16 protein-coding genes and 1 tRNA gene are annotated in these 17,058 nt (G+C 49.2%); 7 read left to right on the plus strand and 10 right to left on the minus strand.

What is annotated here, in order from left to right; all coding sequences use genetic code 11:
- Nucleotides 1–63: 63 nt before the first annotated feature.
- Nucleotides 64–1,164 (plus strand): LPS export ABC transporter permease LptF, encoded by a 1,101-nt coding sequence (gene lptF, locus ABVM99_RS09095; RefSeq protein WP_000584132.1) that lies wholly within the window; start codon nucleotides 64–66, stop codon nucleotides 1,162–1,164.
- Nucleotides 1,164–2,246: an LPS export ABC transporter permease LptG gene (gene lptG, locus ABVM99_RS09100; protein WP_001182242.1), complete on the plus strand. Its 1,083-nt coding sequence runs from the start codon at nucleotides 1,164–1,166 to the stop codon at nucleotides 2,244–2,246. Before lptF ends, lptG begins: the two co-directional genes overlap by 1 nt.
- 216 nt (nucleotides 2,247–2,462) lie before the next feature.
- On the opposite strand, the gene ABVM99_RS09105 is transcribed toward lptG, so the two are convergent.
- The 4 genes from ABVM99_RS09105 to idnD form a co-directional block, all read right to left on the minus strand.
- Nucleotides 2,463–3,461, minus strand: coding sequence for a LacI family DNA-binding transcriptional regulator (locus ABVM99_RS09105; RefSeq protein ID WP_001244061.1), 999 nt, complete (start codon nucleotides 3,459–3,461; stop codon nucleotides 2,463–2,465).
- A gap of 63 nt (nucleotides 3,462–3,524) precedes the next feature.
- Nucleotides 3,525–4,844 carry a gnt-II system L-idonate transporter gene (idnT, locus tag ABVM99_RS09110; protein ID WP_023194711.1) on the minus strand — a complete coding sequence of 440 codons (1,320 nt, stop codon included), beginning with the start codon at nucleotides 4,842–4,844 and terminating at the stop codon, nucleotides 3,525–3,527.
- 61 nt (nucleotides 4,845–4,905) lie between these two features.
- A complete protein-coding gene (gene idnO / locus ABVM99_RS09115) occupies nucleotides 4,906–5,670 on the minus strand; it encodes a gluconate 5-dehydrogenase (RefSeq protein ID WP_000998688.1) in 765 nt (254 codons plus the stop codon).
- A 24-nt stretch (nucleotides 5,671–5,694) separates the two neighbouring features.
- A complete protein-coding gene (idnD, locus tag ABVM99_RS09120; RefSeq protein WP_023194712.1) occupies nucleotides 5,695–6,726 on the minus strand; it encodes an L-idonate 5-dehydrogenase in 1,032 nt (343 codons plus the stop codon).
- Between the two features lie 216 nt (nucleotides 6,727–6,942).
- Here idnD and idnK point away from each other — a divergent pair, with 216 nt between their 5' ends.
- Nucleotides 6,943–7,473, plus strand: coding sequence for a gluconokinase (gene idnK / locus ABVM99_RS09125; RefSeq protein WP_000896756.1), 531 nt, complete (start codon nucleotides 6,943–6,945; stop codon nucleotides 7,471–7,473).
- A gap of 27 nt (nucleotides 7,474–7,500) precedes the next feature.
- Here the strand turns inward: idnK and ABVM99_RS09130 are convergent, their stop codons facing one another.
- Entirely contained in the window at nucleotides 7,501–8,520 is a 1,020-nt protein-coding gene (locus ABVM99_RS09130) for an NAD(P)-dependent alcohol dehydrogenase (protein ID WP_000152563.1), read from the minus strand.
- 222 nt (nucleotides 8,521–8,742) lie between these two features.
- Between ABVM99_RS09130 and ABVM99_RS09135 the strand changes: the two genes are divergently transcribed.
- Both ABVM99_RS09135 and ABVM99_RS09140 read left to right on the plus strand, forming a co-directional pair.
- A tRNA-Leu gene (locus ABVM99_RS09135) sits at nucleotides 8,743–8,827 on the plus strand.
- A 199-nt stretch (nucleotides 8,828–9,026) separates the two neighbouring features.
- Nucleotides 9,027–10,295 carry an integrase arm-type DNA-binding domain-containing protein gene (locus ABVM99_RS09140; protein WP_023194713.1) on the plus strand — a complete coding sequence of 423 codons (1,269 nt, stop codon included), beginning with the start codon at nucleotides 9,027–9,029 and terminating at the stop codon, nucleotides 10,293–10,295.
- A gap of 206 nt (nucleotides 10,296–10,501) precedes the next feature.
- On the opposite strand, the gene ABVM99_RS09145 is transcribed toward ABVM99_RS09140, so the two are convergent.
- On the minus strand, nucleotides 10,502–10,780 hold the full coding sequence (locus ABVM99_RS09145) for a helix-turn-helix transcriptional regulator (protein ID WP_023194714.1): 279 nt from the start codon (nucleotides 10,778–10,780) through the stop codon (nucleotides 10,502–10,504).
- 102 nt (nucleotides 10,781–10,882) lie between these two features.
- Here ABVM99_RS09145 and ABVM99_RS09150 point away from each other — a divergent pair, with 102 nt between their 5' ends.
- Nucleotides 10,883–11,110 (plus strand): helix-turn-helix domain-containing protein, encoded by a 228-nt coding sequence (locus ABVM99_RS09150; protein ID WP_024145427.1) that lies wholly within the window; start codon nucleotides 10,883–10,885, stop codon nucleotides 11,108–11,110.
- 65 nt (nucleotides 11,111–11,175) lie between these two features.
- Nucleotides 11,176–12,051 (plus strand): phosphorothioated DNA-binding restriction endonuclease, encoded by an 876-nt coding sequence (locus ABVM99_RS09155; RefSeq protein WP_023194716.1) that lies wholly within the window; start codon nucleotides 11,176–11,178, stop codon nucleotides 12,049–12,051.
- Between the two features lie 77 nt (nucleotides 12,052–12,128).
- Here ABVM99_RS09155 and ABVM99_RS09160 read toward each other — a convergent pair whose 3' ends face one another.
- From ABVM99_RS09160 to ABVM99_RS09175, 4 genes are all read right to left on the minus strand, one after another.
- Nucleotides 12,129–13,094, minus strand: coding sequence for a 5'-nucleotidase (locus ABVM99_RS09160; RefSeq protein ID WP_023254306.1), 966 nt, complete (start codon nucleotides 13,092–13,094; stop codon nucleotides 12,129–12,131).
- Between the two features lie 117 nt (nucleotides 13,095–13,211).
- Nucleotides 13,212–14,279 carry a hypothetical protein gene (locus tag ABVM99_RS09165; RefSeq protein ID WP_023194718.1) on the minus strand — a complete coding sequence of 356 codons (1,068 nt, stop codon included), beginning with the start codon at nucleotides 14,277–14,279 and terminating at the stop codon, nucleotides 13,212–13,214.
- 6 nt (nucleotides 14,280–14,285) lie between these two features.
- Entirely contained in the window at nucleotides 14,286–15,416 is a 1,131-nt protein-coding gene (locus tag ABVM99_RS09170) for a restriction endonuclease subunit S (RefSeq protein WP_023194719.1), read from the minus strand.
- The gene (locus tag ABVM99_RS09175; protein ID WP_023194720.1) at nucleotides 15,413–17,047 is read right to left on the minus strand and encodes a class I SAM-dependent DNA methyltransferase; all 1,635 of its coding nucleotides are present in this window, start codon (nucleotides 17,045–17,047) and stop codon (nucleotides 15,413–15,415) included. Before ABVM99_RS09175 ends, ABVM99_RS09170 begins: the two co-directional genes overlap by 4 nt.
- Nucleotides 17,048–17,058: the final 11 nt, after the last annotated feature.

The following is a 17,058-nucleotide window of genomic DNA, read 5'->3' on the forward strand; positions in this document are numbered from 1 at the left end:
CGTTTAAGCCATGAAACAAGCTAAATTCCAGCAAAAAAATGGGTTTTTACGGGCGTATTTAAAGTGATAATCATAAGATATCTGGTGCGGGAGACGCTCAAAAGCCAGCTGGCGATACTCTTCATCTTACTTTTGATCTTCTTTTGTCAAAAGTTAGTGAGGATTCTCGGCGCGGCGGTTGACGGCGATATTCCCGCAAATCTGGTGCTCTCGCTTCTGGGGCTGGGCGTACCGGAAATGGCGCAGCTCATCCTGCCTTTAAGCCTGTTCCTGGGGCTGCTGATGACGCTGGGCAAACTGTATACCGAAAGTGAAATTACGGTCATGCACGCCTGTGGGTTGAGCAAAGCCGTACTGGTAAAGGCCGCCATGGTACTGGCGTTATTTACCGGTATCCTTGCGGCGGTTAACGTGATGTGGGCCGGCCCCTGGTCGTCAAAACACCAGGATGAAGTGCTGGCGGAGGCGAAAGCGAACCCCGGTATGGCGGCGTTGGCGCAGGGGCAATTCCAGCAGGCGACCAACGGCAGCTCGGTGCTGTTTATCGAAAGCGTTGACGGCAGCGACTTCCACGATGTTTTCCTGGCGCAAATTCGCCCTAAGGGCAATGCTCGTCCTTCTGTGGTCGTGGCCGATTCCGGACACCTTACTCAGTTGCGCGATGGTTCTCAGGTTGTCACCTTAAACAAAGGGACGCGTTTTGAAGGGACGGCGTTGCTACGCGATTTTCGCATCACCGACTTCCAGAACTATCAGGCGATTATTGGCCATCAGGCCGTGGCGCTGGACCCGAACGATACCGACCAGATGGACATGCGCACGCTGTGGAATACCGACAACGATCGTGCTCGCGCCGAGCTGCACTGGCGTATCACGTTAGTCTTTACCGTATTTATGATGGCGCTGATGGTCGTGCCGCTCAGCGTGGTGAATCCACGTCAGGGGCGCGTCTTGTCTATGTTGCCCGCCATGCTGCTTTATCTGCTGTTCTTCCTGATCCAGACCTCCATTAAATCGAATGGCGGTAAAGGCAAACTGGACCCGGTTATCTGGATGTGGGCGGTCAACCTGATCTATCTGGCGTTGGCGATTGGTTTAAACCTGTGGGATACGGTGCCGGTCCGCCGCCTGCGTGCCCGTTTTCTGCGTAAAGGAGCGGTATAATGCAGCCATTTGGTGTACTTGACCGCTATATCGGTAAAACCATTTTTACCACCATCATGATGACGTTGTTCATGCTGGTGTCGCTCTCCGGGATCATCAAGTTTGTCGATCAGCTGAAAAAAGCGGGGCAGGGTAACTACGACGCGCTGGGCGCGGGTATGTACACCCTGCTCAGCGTACCTAAGGATATCCAGATCTTCTTTCCTATGGCGGCGCTGCTTGGCGCGCTGCTGGGACTGGGGATGCTGGCGCAGCGTAGCGAACTGGTGGTGATGCAGGCATCGGGTTTCACCCGTATGCAGGTGGCGCTGTCGGTGATGAAAACGGCTATCCCCCTGGTGCTGTTAACCATGGCGATCGGCGAATGGGTCGCCCCGCAGGGCGAGCAGATGGCGCGTAACTATCGTGCGCAGGCGATGTATGGCGGTTCGCTGCTTTCCACCCAGCAAGGTCTGTGGGCGAAAGACGGGAATAACTTTGTCTATATTGAACGGGTGAAGGGCGACGAGGAACTGGCCGGCATTAGTATTTACGCTTTCAACGATCAGCGTCGTTTGCAGTCGGTGCGTTACGCCGCTTCGGCAAAATTCGATCCGGAGCATAAGGTCTGGCGTTTGTCGCAGGTGGATGAGTCCGATCTGCAAAACCCGAAACAGATCACCGGTTCGCAGACGGTGAGCGGCACCTGGAAAACGAATCTGACGCCGGATAAGTTAGGCGTGGTGGCGCTGGACCCGGATGCGCTTTCCATCAGCGGTCTGCATAACTACGTTAAATATCTGAAGTCGAGCGGACAGGACGCCGGACGTTATCAGCTCAATATGTGGAGTAAAATCTTCCAGCCGCTCTCCGTGGCGGTGATGATGCTGATGGCGCTGTCGTTTATCTTTGGACCGCTGCGTAGTGTGCCGATGGGCGTGCGCGTGGTAACGGGGATTAGCTTCGGCTTCGTCTTTTACGTTCTCGACCAGATTTTTGGCCCGCTGACGCTGGTATACGGCATTCCGCCGATTGTCGGCGCGCTGCTGCCGAGCGCGTCTTTCTTCCTGATTAGCCTGTGGCTAATGCTGCGTAAGTCGTAATCACAGGCCGCCATCCGGCAATGCAGTAAAGCGCAGTGCCTGATGGCGCTGCGCTTATCCGGCCTACCAGAACCCGTAGGCCTGATAAGTCCTTTCCGCCGCCATCCGGCAGACCGCCTGGTATTACTCGAATGATGTAGTGCGTAACCTGACGCGTGGCGCTTTTGGCTACGCGTTAAGCTCAGGCAAGCTGCGGGAAAAAGTAGATCAAAAAATTTATAACGTGCTGCCGTGATAAATCTGATAACCCAAATCAATCGTATTATGGTTGAGATCGTTATTTTTAATTTTGTTGAGCAACATCTGCGCGGCTCTGCGCCCGATCTCAAAACGAGGGGTAATTACGCTGGCGAGGCTCGGTATCATTTGCCTGCCCATCTCCAGACCGTGGAAGCCGGCGATGGAGATCTGCTCCGGTACGGCCAGTTGACGCTCGCGGCACCACAGTAGAGCGCCCATTGCGATATCGTCATTTGTACAAAAGACGCCATCCACGTCCGGGTGCGCAGCAAGCGCATCACGCATTAGCTGTATCCCCAGATGGATAGAGGAGATAGCGCGGGGATTGATGCGCAACGGCGCCAGCCCCCGGCGCGTCATCGCATCGCAGTAGCCGTGATAACGCTGCTCATCACGGATATCGTCTTTTGAACCCAGATAGAGGATTTTCCGCCGCTGGCGTTTATCCAGCATGGTGCTGACCATATCAAAGGCGGCCTGACGGTTATCAAACCCCACCTCCATATCTAAGCGATCACCCTGGATATCCATGAGTTCTACAATCGGAAGGGTAGCTGAGCGCAGGAATTTGACGGTTCTGAGGGTATGATATTTTTCTGAAAGAATAATGCCGTCAATATTGTAAGACAGTAAATTGATAACGGACTCTTCTTCCGAATCGCGATTGTAATTGTAATTCGCAATGAGAGTTTGGTAGTTATGACCCGACGTTACGGATTCAATCCCGGCAAGAATGTCGGCAAACAACTGGTTCTGAAAAGAGGGGATCAGCACGCCCAGAGTGTAACTTTGCGCGTTTAACAGCATAGCTGGCGCGCGATTTGGTATGTAGTTAATTTCCTCCATGATCTGCGCAATACGCTCGCCGGTTTCCCTGGCGACTTTTTTCGGCGAGCGGATGTAACGGCTCACCGTCATTTTTGTCACGCCTGCAAGCGTAGCGATATCCTGCAAAGAAATTCTGTGATTCCTCATGTTTTCTCCAGTACCGGGGGCGGGAACGTCGCCCCCATGGTTAATTGGGCTGCGGATGATGAATTAATGCAGAACCGCATTCAGCGCCAGTACGCCCAGCAACCCCATGACAGAAATCAATGTTTCCATAACGGTCCAGGTGCGTAGGGTTTCCCCGACGCTAAGATTAAAATACCCTTTAAACAGCCAAAAACCGGGATCGTTAACATGTGATGCAATAACGCTTCCCGCGCCTGTCGCCAGTACCATTAACGCCGGATCGGCGTGGGTTACGTTAATAATCGGCAATACGACGCCCGCTGTGGTTATCGCGGCCACGGTCGCGGAACCTAACGCAATACGCAGCACGGCGGCTACCGTCCAGCACATTAATAACGGAGATAGCGAGGTGCCGGTCATTAATTGCGAGATATATTGGCCCACGCCGCTATCCACCAGCACTTGCTTAAACGCGCCGCCGCCCGCGATGATAAAAACAATCATCGCAATAGCGCCAATGGACTCGCCGACGATATCCATCACCTGCTCAACCGTACGTCCGTTGCGTCGGCCCAGCGTAAAAATGGCGATGATAATGGCAATAAACAACGCCACTGCTGGGTTACCGATAAATTCGAAGAAAACCCGCACGGCATTCGTTTTTGGCAGCGTGATTTCACATACCGCTGCGATGGCCATCAGAATGACCGGGATCACGGCGGCAAAAATACTGTTCCAGAATGACGGCATCTCTTCTTCACTGAATAGGTGAGGATTAAATAATCCTTCAGGCGGCGCTTTCTCAAAGCGCGCCAGCAATTTTGAAAACAGAGGGCCGGCAACAATCACGGTCGGTATGGTAATGATTAACCCATACAGCAGGGTCGTACCGAGATTTGCCTCAAAAATTGTCGCAATAGCGGTAGGGCCGGGATGCGGCGGCAGGAAGCAGTGCGTAACGGATAAGGCGGCGACCATTGGACCCCCGACATACAGCAAGGGCAGTCCCGATGAGGCCACAATCGTAAAAACGAGCGGCAACAGCAGTACGAATCCGACTTCAAAAAACATTGCCAGGCCGACGATAAGCCCGGTGATCACCAGCGCCCATTGCACGCGTTTTTTGCCGAACGTATTAATGAGCGTCGTCGCAATGCGCTGCGCTGCGCCGGTATCGGAAATTAATCTTCCCAGCATCGCGCCAAAACCGAGGATCATGGCGAGTCCGCCCAGAGTACCGCCAATTCCGTTTTGTATGGAGTGCAGGACGTCTTGCGCGCCCATCCCTTCGGCAAATCCCACCACGGCGGCAACCAGAACAAGGGCGATAAAGCCGTTAACTTTAAAGCCAATCATTAAGACCAACAGCAGCGCAACGCCTGCCGCAATAATTATTAATGGCATATTCGTCTCTCTTATTAGCGCCAAAATAGCAGCGCTTACGCGCTGCGTCGCATTTCCCTGGTCAGACGGCAACCAGCATACCGCCATCGACAAACAGCAGATGTCCGTTAACAAAGTCGGAGGCTTTTGACGAGAGAAACACCGCTGCGCCAATAAGCTCCTGTGGATCGCCCCAGCGTGCGGCAGGCGTACGTTTGCATAGCCAGGAGGTGAAGGCTTCATCTTCAACCAGCGCTTTGGTCATCTCCGTTTTGAAGTATCCCGGCGCAATACCGTTGACCTGGATATTATGACGCGCCAGCTCCACGCACATGCCGCGAGTCAGCATCTTCACGGCACCTTTCGACGCGGCGTATGGCGTAATCGTGTCGCGGCCCAGCTCGCTTTGCATCGAACAGATGTTGATCACTTTTCCTGCCTGACGCGCCACCATACGGCGCGTAACGGCCTGAGAGACGAGAAAAACCGCGGTCTGATTTACGGCGATGACGTCATTCCACTCCTGCTCGGGAAACTCAGTAAACGGATGACGGCGCTGGATACCGGCGTTATTTATCAGGACGTCAATGACGCCGATATCTTTTTCGATATGTTCAACCGCAGCTTCAATATCCTGTTTATGGGTGACATTAAAGGGAGCGGCAATAGCCTTTATTCCTTCCTGCTGAAGTTTCGTCACGGCTGTTTCGGCGCGCTCCGGGGTGATATCGTTAACAATAATGCGCGCGCCATAGCGACCAAGACCGGTCGCCAGCAAATAACCAATTCCCTGAGCGGCTCCGGTGATAAGGATATTTTTACCTGCCAGTGAAAAAAGATCGTTCATGATAGTGTCCCTTATTTTACTTTCTCAGAAAACGAGCTGAACTTTTGCCGCCTGTGTTTTGTCTCCGGCAAAGATCAGCGCCGCTTCCAGGTCGGTAAATGGATATTCCGCGCTCAGTAACGGCAGCGGATTGATAACGCGGTTGGCAAGCCAGGAAACCGCAGTATTAAATTCGGTAGTAAAACGGAAAGAGCCTTTCAGCGAGATCTCTTTGCTTATTAGCATCATCATCGGGAAGTTGGGGACTGCGCCGCCCATGCCAACCTGCACCATCACGCCTTTGGCCCGTGTGACTTCCAGACACGTTGAGATAGAGGAAGGATGCCCAGAGACTTCAAAACTGATATCGAAATACCCTTTTTCTGCTTTCCAGCCATCAAGAGAGTCATGCTGTGGGTTCACCAGCGTATCCGCGCCCATCTGCCGGGCCAGCGAGAGAGAACGGGTACTGATATCGGCACATACCACTTCCGCCGCGCCCAGCGTTTTTACCGCGCTAACAATCAGGCAGCCGATAGGGCCAACGCCGGAGATAAAGACGCGTTTGCCCTGCAGATCGCCCGCCTCATGAGCCGCATGAATGGCAACCGCCAGCGGTTCGGCAAAGGCCATGGCTTTTTCGTCCGCCTGTTCCGGCCAGGGAATGCACTGAGCGGTATCGACAGCTTTAAATCGGGTAAAACCGCCATCGACATGCGGAAAATACATGGCGCTGCCAAAGAAACGCATTTCAGTACAGTGGTTTTCTTCATGCTGCAGACAGTATTTGCAATGACCGCAAGGCTTCGATGGATTAATCGCTACCGGTTGTCCTTCACGTAATAAATCTGAGTCGCTATGAACGATTTTGCCAATCACTTCATGCCCTAAAATCATTGGCGCTTTTACTGTAAAATTGCCGACTTTGCCTTCCTGATAATAATGTAAGTCAGACCCACAAATGCCGCCACGGGTAATTTGTATGAGTGTTCCTTTATTATTCCATTCAATATTTTGTTCCGTAACGGCAACAGCACGCTTACCCGCAACAACGCAGGATTGAGTTTTTACTTCCATAAATTCCTCACTGGTCAGGTAGTTACCCTGAACGCATTTAAGCGGTTTTATTTGTCACTATTTGTGACTTATGTCACGCTGGAAAATTGTTACACTACAATGTTACGCATAACGTGATGTGCCTTAGAGTTCTTCTCTATGGAAATTAAAAAACGTGAAATTGTCGAACGTAGAGGCGTAATATTGTGGAGTGGAATATGACTCAGAGGTATTTAAATGGCCGGGGAAAGCTATATTTTAATGGGTGTTTCAGGTAGTGGTAAGTCTTTAATAGGCAGCAAAATTGCAACATTATTTTCTGCGAAGTTTATTGACGGCGATGATCTCCATCCGGCGAAAAACATTGATAAAATGTCTCAGGGAATACCGTTAACTGATGAAGACCGCTTACCCTGGCTGGAACGATTAAATGACGCTTCATACAGTCTTTATAAAAAAAATGAGACGGGATTTATTGTCTGCTCGTCATTAAAAAAACAGTACCGCGATATTTTACGTAAGAGCAGCCCTAACGTACATTTCCTGTGGCTGGATGGCGATTACGCTACCATTCTGCAGCGAATGCAGCGTCGTGCCGGGCATTTTATGCCGCCAGACCTGCTGCAAAGTCAGTTTGACGCGCTGGAGCGACCCTGTGCCGATGAACATGATATTGCGCGTATCGATGTTAATCATGACATCGAGCACGTGACGGAGCAGTGCCGACTGGCTGTACAGGCTTTTCGTCAGGCACTCAGCGCTTCCTGATCATTATCAAAGCGCTGAGTCAGGCGGTCAGAAGTCAGCTTTTAGCACTACACGATAGCGGGCTTTGCCGTCGCGAACGTGCTGGATAGCCTCGTTGATTTGTGACATTGCGAACAGTTCCGTGGTGGGCGCGACTTTGCTGCGTCCGGCGAATTTCATCAGTTTGCGAAGTTCATATGGCGTTCCGGTTGCCGAGCCTGAGATACTGCGATCGCCGGCAATCAATGTAAACGCCGGTACGGGCAGCGGCTTCAATACCGCCCCAACGGTATGGAAGTTGCCGCCATACGTCAGCGCTTCGAAGTAGGGCTGCCAGTCGAGATCGACGTTGACCGTGTTAATAATGAGATCGAACTGGCCCGCCAGTGCTTTTAACGCTTCCGGATCGCGGCTGTTCACCACGTTATTGGCCCCCATCGCCAGCACTTCCTGCTCTTTCGATGGATTGGAGCTGAACGCGGTGACTTCGCAGCCCATTGCATGTAACAGCTTTATGGCGATATGCCCCAGCCCGCCGATACCGATGACGCCAACGCGGCTGGTAGCAGTAATATGGTGCATCAATAGCGGTTTAAAGACCGTAATGCCGCCACATAACAGCGGGCCTGCGGACGCCATATCTATATTCTCCGGAAGAGGAATTACCCACTGCCAGCCCGCGCGAAGCTTCTCGGCAAAACCGCCACGATTGAGGATAGTGGGCACTGCGCCTTCCTGGCAGTTAATTTGATTGCCGCTGATACAGGCATCGCAGTGTCCGCAGCTGCGCGCCGTCCAGCCGATTCCAACGCGCTGGCCGACTTTTAGCCCCTTATCCTGTGCCGCGCTGCCGAGTGCGGCCACCCGACCAATGACCTCATGTCCGGCAACCAGAGGGTATTGAGAGAACCCCCATTCATTGTCGATCATCGACAGATCGGAATGGCAGATCCCGCAGTAGTCGACCCGTACCTCGACATCTTCCGGTTGGAGTTCTCCCGCATCATATTCATAGAGTTCGAGCTCGCCGCCCGCCTCTTTGGCGGCGTAGCTTTTTATTATCGTCATTGTGTTTCCCTTAATGTGGTGTTGAACTGAAAAGTGTAGAGCATGGAGGCAAGGGACGCCCGGCGTTAATCTGCTGGAGAAGGCGGGAAGTAGCCTGATTATTCTATTTAATACTCAACGCTGCTGAAATTTTCAGCACTTAGCGAAACAGGTGTACGCTCGTGCTTGCATGGCGGCGTATGACAGGTATAATCCACAACGTTTTCCGCATACCTCTTCAGTGCCGAAGTGGCGAAATCGGTAGACGCAGTTGATTCAAAATCAACCGTAGAAATACGTGCCGGTTCGAGTCCGGCCTTCGGCACCAAAAGCATGTAAATGGACCTCAACTGAGGTCTTTTTTTATGCCTGAAATCCGCGCCACACAAGGCTTTTCACGATTTTCCCCTTAATTGAAGTCAACTCGGGTCAACCCACATCAAGTCGCTTGTGAGTATATAACTGAGTATATATGCTGATTCGATAATGTTTGTATACTCACGGCGGTACATGGAAGGAGAACCATCATGGCTCTGACTGATACTAAAGTCCGTTCGGCAAAACCTGAAGATAATGCAAACCCGCTATCTGATGGTGACGGCCTGTTTTTACTGGTACATGCTAATGGCTCCAAATATTGGCGATTTCGTTTTCGCTTTGGTGGCAAGCAGCATGTGATGGCGTTTGGCGTTTATCCCGAAGTTTCACTGGCGGATGCCAGGAAGAAAAGGGAGGAGGCCAGGAAGCTGGTTGCTGCTGGTATCGATCCTCGAGCACATAAACGTGCTGTGAAAGAAGAACAGGCGAAAGAGATTATTACTTTCGAGAAGGTCGCCCGAGATTGGCTCGCGACCAACCAGAAATGGTCGGAAGATCACGCTGAGCGAGTGAAAAAGAGTCTGGAGGATAATGTTTTTCCGGCGATTGGGACGCGCAATATTGCTGAATTGAGCACCCGCGATTTGTTACTTCCCATTAAGGCCGTAGAGAAGTCTGGACGTCTTGAGGTGGCTTCCCGTCTCCAACAACGTACTACGGCCATCATGCGTTATGCAGTACAAAGCGGTTTAATTGATTACAATCCGGCTCAGGAGATGGCAGGAGCGGTTGCTTCTGGCAATCGAAAGCATCGTCCTGCGCTGGCCTTAAAGCGTATTCCAGAACTGCTTCAGAAAATAGATGGCTATACCGGAAGACCATTAACCCGCTGGGCAACCGAACTTACCCTACTGATTTTTATTCGATCCAGTGAACTACGTTTTGCTCGTTGGTCGGAGATTGATTTTGAAACGTCAATGTGGACGATTCCACCAGAGAGAGAACCTATCCCTGACGTTAAGCATTCTCACCGGGGATCAAAGATGCATACACCGCATTTGGTGCCGCTTTCTAAGCAAGCACTGGCGATCCTGAAACAGATAAAGCAGTTCTGTGGCAAGCATGAACTGATTTTTATTGGCGATCACGATCCGCGTAAGCCGATGAGTGAAAACACGGTGAACAGTGCGCTACGGGTGATGGGGTTCGACACTAAGGTTGAAGTTTGCGGCCACGGTTTCCGCACGATGGCCTGTAGCTCATTGATTGAGTCAGGGTTATGGTCAAAGGATGCGGTAGAACGGCAGATGAGTCATATGGAACGTAACTCAGTGAGGGCAGCGTATATCCATAAGGCGGAGTTTATCGACGAACGTAAACTGATGCTGCAATGGTGGGCTGATTTCCTGGATGCGAATCGGGAGAAAGGGATTACGCCGTTTGACTATGCGAAGATCAACCAGGGGCATGGTGAGTGATTTCTCGATTAATGTTTAAATTGAAATGACCAACCAGCCTGAGTGGAGCTGTCGTTTTGTTCGGCTCTATTTAGCGCAAACTATGGTGTTTATCGGGTAGCAGTCAGCAGTAGGGATTTTTACAGAAGGTAGAACGGATGCCGCGCCGCAGGTTGTCAATTGCGTTGTTGAGGGCTGAACAGAGCGGCGCGTGGTGGCAGGTATGATCAGGCTGTTTCTGTTGCAGGCTGTGAATGGCAGCGCAACAGAGATTCGCGGTCAATCCGCCTGCCATTGCTGTCGTAATAGCGCCCCGGCCAGATATCAGCGGCATCCACACCGATGGCGTGGGCGATCAACAACTCGCCTTTCGGCCACGGTCTTGTCAGCGCGTTCGCCAGCGTGGAAGAGGACAACCCCGCTTCCCGTGAGACAGCCGCCAGGCTGGTGCCACGTTTGTGCAGCGCGGCAATAATGTCAGCGGGATGCCAGTCGGTTTTTGTCATTTCTTTTACTCCGGTATGTTATTGGTTAGTTGATTATCCTGTTTTGGGATATTTTTGTAAATCACTGATATTCGATTTTGGGATTAAAATCGGATATCACGAATGTCATCAATTTATTCTGAAGAGTATCAGTTGGTTATAAAATCGCTGCGAGCTGCAAGGCTTGATAAAGGGATGACGCAGGCTCAACTGGCGAAAGCATTGGGGAAACCTCAGTCATTCATCGCGAAGGTTGAAAGCGGTGAAAGACGCCTGGATGTTGTCGAGTTTGTTCGTTTCTGCCGTCTGATGAATATTGAGCCTGTAAGTATTCTGGATAAGCTGCAATAGCGCCTTGATCGCACAAAATTTTGCGAGCATGATCGCGAATATATATACATGGGCGATCCAATATCATGGTTTCCGATAAAACTCTCCGGCAGGCGATAGCCAATATCACCATCTGGCGCAAAGGCGAACAGCGTGCGCCACATAAGCCATTATTGCTGCTGCACGTCCTCTCACACTATCGGCAGGGTCATGATCGCCTGTTTAACTATGGCTCTGAAATCTACGAGTCCCTGTTGGATCTCCTGGAACGTTATGGACCGCAGCGCCGTGACCAGCGCCCGGACATGCCGTTCTGGCGTCTGAAGGGCGATGGTTTCTGGGAACTACAAAACGCGGAACTGTGCTCAACCAAGGGTAGCCGCCAGCCGCCCCGACGTGAACTCATCGAATATAATGTCGCGGGTGGATTTGATGCCGATAATTTTGCGTTGGTGGCAAAAAATCACAGGTTAATTGATACACTGGCGCAGCAGCTCCTGGAGGCGCATTTCCCGGTCAGTATTCAGGAAGACATCGCTGACGAGATGGGTTTTGATATTCGCACCTCTCTCCGTCAACGCGATCCGAAGTTCCGCCAGATGGTGCTACGTGCTTACAATTATCAGTGCGCGATCTGCGGCTTCAACATGCGCCACGACAATGCGCCAATTGCTCTGGAAGCTGCCCATATCAGATGGAAGCAGAACCATGGCCCTTGTGAAGTACCTAATGGCCTGGCATTGTGCGCAATCCATCATAAAGCGTTTGATCGTGGTTCGATTGGTTTGGATGAAAATATGCGTGTGATAGTTTCCGACGCGGTAAATGGTGGTGGGGTGGTACAGCGGCTGTTCTGGGATTTTGCGGGAAAGGCGATTGCGTTGCCCCCGGTTAAAGAAAATTATCCGGGCGAGCGGTTTGTGGAATGGCATAGGAAAGAGGTGTTTAGAGGGGAACATTGAGCTGGGGTAGGGCAGTTATTTTGCGTGTGGCATACAAACCATTCAGCCTTGATGACGAAATGGTTTGTCAGCGATAATTACGATGCTTCACGTTCTGCAAGTTCGGAGTTACTGGCATAAGGGACTTTTCCAGAAGGTACAACCTTGGCCGCTGCGATCAAATGTACATCCTGATCGTCGAAGAAAATATGCGGTTTAAACGCCTTCAGAACTTTTGTTTTCTCTACACCGCCAAGAAAAAAAGCTTCATCGACATATACCCCCCAGCTTCTTAGCGTTTTAATAACGCGCATTTCCGAAGGGCTATTTCTGGCTGTCACCAATGCAATACGAACAGGAGAATACTCAACGCGGGTCGGCAATCGTTCCTGAAGCTTGGCTATTTTTTTTAGCAAAGTGGCATAAGGTCCCTCTTCCATAGGGATATCCTGCTGCGCGTCTTCCTGAGCATGAAAGGCAGCCATTCCTTGGGTCTTATAAACCAGTTCGCTTTGATCGGAAAAAAGTACCGCGTCGCCGTCAAAAGCAATGCGCACTTGCCCTTCCGGGATATCAGATGCGTCAGAAGGTGGATCTTTCAGGATTGCAGCGGCGCAGAATCGGGAATCAATCACCTTTTGCGCATCTTCAACGTTAGTTGTTAAAAACAGATCCACATCAAAGGCATCAAGGTAATCAGCAACGGTTTCGCCTGCTGTAAAGGCAGAGCGCGTGATATCGAGCCTGTCATGGCGAATAGTATTCAGAACGCGGATACCTGTATCAGGGCTGTTACGCGACATCACAACGACTTCAACCAACGGTGATTTATCATCCGGTTGACGGTACTGGTTCAGACCCAGCAACGCTTTGACTAAGGGGTAGCCTGTTCCGGGCTGTAAAGGTTGGTTTTCGTGCTCCAGCATATAGGCGCGGTATTTTTCAATGGCGCTATCAGGATCGGTCGCAAAGGTTTCGCGAAACATGCGATCGGATTCACTCATATCAAAAAGCGCAGTCGCGCTGATGCCAATCACTAAAGTGTTACTTAAATCTAAAGGCATGGTACTTTCCAAAGAGAGAATTGTAAGATTACGGAATCCTGACATTCTAGCCTAAGGAAAATACTTCAGCCATCTGGAAGATGGCTATCAATCGGGATAAATATACTGTAGAGTGAATCAATCAAATTCTTGTGCATAAATCATCACCCGAGATAAAGATGATTCCTGTAAAAAATTACTATACAACTGAGTCAATTCATCATAAGTTAAATTTCTTGAACCGATTTTCCCTGTGTTAAATAAAAACTCAAATGATTCGTTAGAAAGCGAAATATCTTTAATGTTGTCATACTCCAGGAGTCTGGCACCTCGTTTTCCTGTACTAGTACATTCATCAATCTTACATATCGGTAAATGCTCTCCCGTTGACATTAACTTTTGGTCAGCACTTTGCAGTTTATCCGTAGGACGGATAAATGCCGAACAACATGGAAAACGATATTGCATTTGGCTATTATAACTATCACAAATACTTTTCTTACAGAAGAATGTCTTTAGTTTATCAATTTGCTCATTCATCCTTGTGTCATTTAAGTATAATTTTTTATTTTCCCAAATCTTATACTGAATTGCTATTATTGATGCCTCATCATTACTTGAATGTTTTTCATATATCAGATCAGCACCAGTAATATGCTCCGTCTTTTCAGGATGAAGAATTCTTAAGCGTAGAGTATTTTTATCCGGAAGCCAAAAATCCTTATAATCAATTCCATCTATTAAACTCGGTAGTGGTCTATGTACCTTATATACATCCCGGTTCAATATCTGATTTTCACTATGTTCTTGAAAACTAAGTTCATCGTAAGCAATAGTAAGCTGATTAAGTCTTCTCTTTAACTGATCGACTTTTTTCTGCTCTTCTTTTTCTCTTTTTGCAATCCTAAAAAGTGATTCAAATTCGTCCAGATCTGTCTTAACTAACTCTAATGTGTCTATTTTTCGACCTTCTTTCTTTGACTTCAATCTTGCTTTCTGTCTATATTCTCTTGTAGTTTGGCTTTCCCGTTCAGCTTTTAACAGACTGACATCATTTCCAAGCAACTCAGGGTACAGATCACCACAAAAGGCAAGAACATTATCATACTTTGATTTATTCATATCACCTTTCGTGGCGATTTTCATCAATCCACGGAAGGCACTAAGAGTAATCCATTCTGCATTAAGCCGATCCAAATTATCCATATGAAATTACCCTTGCATATTGAATATATCATTACACAGAGTTGTGAAATTATACTCACAATCAATTTTCGATGAATTGAGCTTACTTTTTAATTGATTTATTTTTTTCTTGATGTTTACAAACTCGCATTGCTGCTCAAGAGAGAATTCAGGGAATGGCATATGTTTGATAACTCCCATATTAAGTCCATCCATTATCGCACCTTTAGAGTGCTTTGCTAAATATTCTTTCGCCAATGGATGTGTAAGGAAATAAGAATGTAAAAACTCGGGGATACATTTACTCTTATCCAAAGAAATACAACATAAGTGTTTCGTATTTATTGCTGTTGGAATATTATCAGGTACGATTGCACATCGGCCACAAGTTCCCATGATTGTAATAATTACATCCCCAGGGAATACGGTGTAGCGTTTGAGTGTTTCATATTTGCTCTGGGATATGAAACGAGGTTTTCCCCACTGGAACTCATTTTTGACTGCGTTGTCTATACCTAAAACAGCTATTCCCGATTCTGTGAATTCACTGTGCAATAATTGGCTACCAAACGGTCCTGTCCGTATGCTATTTTTCTCATGAGCTAAAATATCATCAATTTTAGTAATTGAATATTTTTTCATTTTCTCATTGGAAAACATTTCTAGGAATTTAGTACGCAAAAAATCATCAGCCAGTTTGGCGGCTTGCTCGCGTTTTTTGCGTATATAATCGGCTTTATTGAAAATAGCAGTGATACGCTTTTGTTCAATTATTGACGGCAAAGGGATCTCTACATCAGTAAGCATTCCTATTTTGATGTATTTAATCACTCCACCAACGCTCATGGTTCTAAGGCGTTCGATGTATTTATCCATAAAGTAGAAGAGATATCGAGTATTCAAAATATCACTTGAGTTCACTGTAATTACGTATGTTCTTTGGTAAGCGTTAAATTTTCCATTGTAATGTTTGACATTTAAATCTCCATTACCTGCTATCAGTATTGCATCGCAGTCAAAAGCATAAGAATTGATATTTAACGATTCTCGAGAGCATGTAAAAAAGGGGTATATCCCCTCATCCTCAGCCGCATTTGCGTCTAATCGACCTGTTTTAATAGTAACCAAATCCCCTAACTTCACCATCGGCCAACTCACAGCATCCCCTCCAGCTCATCCAGATCCGCCAAAATTTCTTTCTCCAGCTCCTTTAACCGCTTCAATATCACCTTCGGATCTTCATACTCCTCCGCCTGATACACCACCTCTTTATAACGGTTGATGGAGAGATCGTATTTCTGCGCTGCAATATCCCCTTTTGGCACCACAAACGCCGCCTGCGTGCGATCTTTAAAATCAACGCCAGAATCAATTCCTTCCGGGTGCTGCTGTTTCAGCAACGCGGCTAACTTCTCGCCCATGAAGTTATCTACCGGCAAACCACGTAAAGCACGGTAATGCTTCCAGCTTGCCAGCAAATGCGGCAGGTCGTTGTCTTTTATCGGGTTGCGCTTGTCATCCAGGCTGTAGCCATCATTTTGTAGATCGTAGAACCAGACCTCATCCGTCTGACCACCTTTGGTGAAAATTAGGATCGCTGTCGCCACGCCAGCATAAGGCTTAAATACGCCGGAAGGCAGGTTAATCACCGCTTCCAGTTGGTTATCTTCCACCAGCGTTTTACGCAGCGACTGGTGTGCCTTACTGGAGCCAAACAGCACGCCCTGCGGCACGATAGTGGCACTGCGCCCGCCCACTTTCAGCATTTGCAGAATACGCGCCAGGAACAGCAGTTCGGTTTTTTTGGTTTTCACCATTGCCGACAGCGTGGAGTCGATATCTTCCTCGTCCAGTGAACCGGTAAACGGCGGGTTCGCCAGAATCAGGTTGAAAGCGTTTTTGCTGGCCTGCGGGAAGTTGGCGCTGAAACTCTGACTCATGGTGTCCTGATAGTGAATATCCGGCGATTCCACGCCGTGCATAATCAGGTTCATGGCGGCGATACGCAGCATGGTGGTATCAAAGTCGTAGCCATGGAACATATTGTTATCCACATGGTCACGCCACGGCGTCAACAGATCGCCAGTAAAGATTTTTTGCTCTTCCAGTTCGCCGCGTTCGTTGGTGCCAATCTCGGTATGAATGGACTCCAGTGAACTATATTTCTCCAGCAGGTACTCATAACTGGTTGCCAGAAAACCACCGGTGCCACAGGCGGGATCGCAAATCGTCTCGCCGCGTGCGGGGTTCGGTTCCATCATCTCAACCATCGTGCGGATAATGTGGCGTGGCGTGCGGAACTGGCCGTTGATCCCGGCAGTGGTCAACTTGCTTAACAGGTATTCGTAGAGATCGCCTTTGGTATCGCCGCGATCCAGCGGAAGGTTTTTGATCACCTCCACGGCTTTAGTCAGCAATGACGGCTTAACGATCTCCAGCCGGGCATCTTTCATAAAGTTGCCCAGCAGCGTCACCTTCGACGCATCGGCCTGGCCGAGCTGACGGAAATGCTGGAATACGCCGTCGCGCACTACTTCCATCATTTCATCCGAACCGAGGTTGCTATAGTGGCTGAAGCGGAACTCCTGCTGTTCTGGCGCAAAACGCGGTTTAAAATCAACGCCCGCGATTTGCTTACGCTTCTCATCGCGTTGTTCCTGGGTATCCAGCATCCTGGAGTACATCAGGTAGGTGATCTGTTCGATAACGGTCAGCGGGTTAGTGATCCCCCCCACCCAGAAATCTTCCCACAGCCCGTCGATTTTACTTTTCAAGTCACCGGTGATCATTGTTACGTATA

Origin of the sequence: Salmonella sp. SJTUF15591, assembly GCF_043356435.1 — a bacterium.
GTDB lineage: Bacteria > Pseudomonadota > Gammaproteobacteria > Enterobacterales > Enterobacteriaceae > Salmonella > Salmonella enterica.

Coding starts and splice junctions, on each gene's coding strand:
- ABVM99_RS09165 (WP_023194718.1), bottom strand. CDS start 14,279: ATGGATAATTTGGATCGGCTTAATGCAGAATGGATTACTCTTAGTGCC.
- ABVM99_RS09150 (WP_024145427.1), top strand. CDS start 10,883: ATGTCATCAATTTATTCTGAAGAGTATCAGTTGGTTATAAAATCGCTG.
- idnK (WP_000896756.1), top strand. CDS start 6,943: ATGGCCGGGGAAAGCTATATTTTAATGGGTGTTTCAGGTAGTGGTAAG.
- ABVM99_RS09105 (WP_001244061.1), bottom strand. CDS start 3,461: ATGAGGAATCACAGAATTTCTTTGCAGGATATCGCTACGCTTGCAGGC.
- ABVM99_RS09145 (WP_023194714.1), bottom strand. CDS start 10,780: ATGACAAAAACCGACTGGCATCCCGCTGACATTATTGCCGCGCTGCAC.
- idnT (WP_023194711.1), bottom strand. CDS start 4,844: ATGCCATTAATAATTATTGCGGCAGGCGTTGCGCTGCTGTTGGTCTTA.
- ABVM99_RS09155 (WP_023194716.1), top strand. CDS start 11,176: ATGGTTTCCGATAAAACTCTCCGGCAGGCGATAGCCAATATCACCATC.
- ABVM99_RS09130 (WP_000152563.1), bottom strand. CDS start 8,520: ATGACGATAATAAAAAGCTACGCCGCCAAAGAGGCGGGCGGCGAGCTC.
- ABVM99_RS09160 (WP_023254306.1), bottom strand. CDS start 13,094: ATGCCTTTAGATTTAAGTAACACTTTAGTGATTGGCATCAGCGCGACT.
- ABVM99_RS09140 (WP_023194713.1), top strand. CDS start 9,027: ATGGCTCTGACTGATACTAAAGTCCGTTCGGCAAAACCTGAAGATAAT.
- idnD (WP_023194712.1), bottom strand. CDS start 6,726: ATGGAAGTAAAAACTCAATCCTGCGTTGTTGCGGGTAAGCGTGCTGTT.
- idnO (WP_000998688.1), bottom strand. CDS start 5,670: ATGAACGATCTTTTTTCACTGGCAGGTAAAAATATCCTTATCACCGGA.
- lptG (WP_001182242.1), top strand. CDS start 1,164: ATGCAGCCATTTGGTGTACTTGACCGCTATATCGGTAAAACCATTTTT.
- ABVM99_RS09175 (WP_023194720.1), bottom strand. CDS start 17,047: ATGATCACCGGTGACTTGAAAAGTAAAATCGACGGGCTGTGGGAAGAT.